Origin of the sequence: Vibrio xiamenensis (assembly GCF_900100015.1) — a bacterium.
GTDB classification, from domain to species: Bacteria; Pseudomonadota; Gammaproteobacteria; order Enterobacterales; family Vibrionaceae; genus Vibrio; species Vibrio xiamenensis.
Window position 1 is genome coordinate 1 of the sequence record NZ_FNDD01000075.1, and the last position, 1999, is coordinate 1999.

A 1999-nucleotide genomic window follows, 5' to 3' on the forward strand; every position below is an offset into this window, starting at 1 on the left:
ATGGTGAAAAAGAGTCGGCAATCCGTGATATGACATGGGTAACCGAATTCAAGAAATGCGCTGCTAGACCTGACGAAATCAAAAAATGGTATCAGAACAAACAGGCCGACAAATAGCTTAACGAATAAATAGCGCATTAATCCATTGACTAACTCCGATAAGAAGCCCGGCATGTACCGGGCTTTTTTATTGCTAAGCGCTCTTACGAGAGTGTTTTGCAATAACTGACCACACAGTTTGTGGACATCATTGAGGGTGAATCATGTAGATAGCAACTCCCAAGTGGGCAGGTGACGATAACTGAACGGGCAGACTATGCGTTCGTCACGGAAACCAACCTCACGACAGTAACAGCCTGACCAATCCATTGGGCCGTTACAAACCCGAGCCAACCAGGAAGAAGTCGATAGTTATGCAGGTGGCGCATTGGATTGTGCATGACCAATCGACGTTTTATTGCTAAGCGCTTCTTATTGGGAGTGTTTATCAATAAGCACGATACGAGATAAAGCAGATGCAAACAGTAAATACTTTTAGTGCGGTATTGAACACCCAAGCGCAGGCTCTAGAAAACGTGATGGCTAAGCAGCCAACATCGAACCCTCGCAAAATGGATGAAGCAAAGAACCTATTAGAGCAGGCTGTTTGGACAGCAATTAGCGCGGCCAAGGAGACAGACGATGAAGTTAGTCGATAACTGGAAAGAGTCTGGTCAGTGGTGGAGCATCAAGTGGTCATTGGCTCTAATCGCAATGAATCTCATTGTTTCGCTAATGCCGCTGCTTGAAGTTCATGTAAGCGTGACGATTTATGCGGTGCTAAATGCTGTCGCCGCTGCCATCACCACGGTGCTGCGCCTGCTTTCTCAGACGCCCTCGCCAGAGTGATGGGACCGCGGTCCCATGGGTCCTTTTGGGCTTATTTGCGGACTACGGGTTGTCAGACTCGCAGAGTCTCGCTCGTTAAAATTTTTTTTATTTTTGGAGGTTTCCGGTTTCCGGTTTTTGACCATGAATGAGTACGTTATTCAATCCCGACAAAAAGTTCACTCAGTCGGATATTGCTACGCTCCTTGGTATATCAGATAGACAGGTCCGAACCCTTACAAAACAAGGGATTCTGCCAGCAGCCAAAGGTCGTGATGGCATTAATCCACTTGAGTGTATCCACCGCTACATCACTTACAAATCGCAGGTTAAAACGGACGAATCAAAACCGGAAACGGACCTTGATGATGACTCCGAAGCGATGGCTAAGCTCGAGCAGAAACTTAAGCTCGAAAAGCTAAAAGAAAATGTGGCGATGATGAGAGCCAAGCGCGTTCTCTTTGAGAAATCGTATGGCCCTATCGACGTAATATCCGAAACTCTTCAGCAGCTGGCTTCCAAGCTTGGCACGATCCACGAAGGGTTAATCCCAAAGCTCAAAAAGGTGTGGCAGGACATGCCACCAGAAGCTATTGAGGTGATCGAGAAAGAACTTACCAAAGCCAGTAACGAGTGCGCCGATGTACAACCAGATATCTCAGATTACATCGAAGGCGATCCAGAAGATGGCCCAGCGTGGCTTAAAGAGCTTGAGGAAAGTTCCTCCGGTTAGTGGCACTGAATGGGCAAACCAACATTACAAATTGGCATCGGGTTCTTCTCAGGAAGAAGGGCAGTGGGAAACACTTCCCTTTCAAGTCGCCATTTTGAACATGATGTGCAACCGCCACATTCGGCGCCTGGCGTTTCAAAAGTCAGCGCGTATCGGTTGGTCGAAAATGATGATAGCTGCAGTGTCCTGCATGCTTCATCAATACAAGGCCAACACCGTCATTTATCAGCCAACTGATGATGACGCCAAAAACTTCTGTATCGATGAGATTGATGGCGCATGGGAAGACATGCCGATCATGCATCGCATTTTTCCTTTCTTGTTCGCAAGGGACCAAAACAACACTACTAAGAAAAAAGTCGGTATCGGCTGGATTCTTGACATCCTTGGTGCTGCAACA

General features: G+C 47.1%; 4 protein-coding genes. All 4 read left to right on the plus strand.

Annotated elements, in window-relative coordinates:
• The first annotated feature begins 514 nt into the window (after positions 1–514).
• Positions 515–697 carry a hypothetical protein gene (locus BLS03_RS25255; RefSeq protein WP_093279597.1) on the plus strand — a complete coding sequence of 61 codons (183 nt, stop codon included), beginning with the start codon at positions 515–517 and terminating at the stop codon, positions 695–697.
• Positions 681–887: a DUF7940 domain-containing protein gene (locus tag BLS03_RS25260; protein WP_093279598.1), complete on the plus strand. Its 207-nt coding sequence runs from the start codon at positions 681–683 to the stop codon at positions 885–887. The genes BLS03_RS25255 and BLS03_RS25260 overlap by 17 nt, the downstream gene beginning before the upstream one ends.
• 127 nt (positions 888–1014) lie before the next feature.
• Positions 1015–1599, plus strand: a complete 585-nt coding sequence (locus BLS03_RS25265; RefSeq protein WP_093279599.1) for a MerR family transcriptional regulator — start codon at positions 1015–1017, stop codon at positions 1597–1599.
• A partial coding sequence (locus BLS03_RS25270; protein WP_245696823.1) for a phage terminase large subunit family protein occupies positions 1553–1999 on the plus strand: 447 nt, incomplete at its 3' end. The genes BLS03_RS25265 and BLS03_RS25270, both read left to right, overlap by 47 nt.